Origin of the sequence: Burkholderia sp. SIMBA_051 (genome assembly GCF_046534915.1) — a bacterium.
Lineage (GTDB): Bacteria > Pseudomonadota > Gammaproteobacteria > Burkholderiales > Burkholderiaceae > Burkholderia > Burkholderia ambifaria.
The window spans coordinates 1-247 of sequence record NZ_JAWRXS010000684.1 but is presented as its reverse complement, the minus strand read 5'-3'; the positions used below and the strand labels follow the sequence as shown (position 1 = coordinate 247).

The following is a 247-nucleotide window of genomic DNA, read 5'->3' as shown; positions in this document are numbered from 1 at the left end:
ACATCCTGATCACGGTGGACGAGGGCGAGCAGTCGACGCTGCGTTACTGGAAGAAAAAGGGGATCGAGCCGAACATCGCGTTTCGCACCAGTTCGATGGAAGCGCTGCGCGGACTGGTCGCGCATGGTTTCGGCGTGACGGTGCTGTCGGATATGGTGTTCCGTCCGTGGTCGCTGGAAGGCAAGCGTATTGACGCGCGCCCCATCACGGACGTCGTGCCGCAAATGGATGCAGGCATGATCTGGGC

The 247-nt window shown here is 61.1% G+C and carries 1 protein-coding gene; it reads left to right on the top strand.

What is annotated here, in order from left to right; translation table 11 throughout:
• Positions 1-247, top strand: a 247-nt coding sequence (locus SB771_RS36210; protein WP_410722187.1) for a LysR substrate-binding domain-containing protein, incomplete at both ends; no start/stop codon positions are given.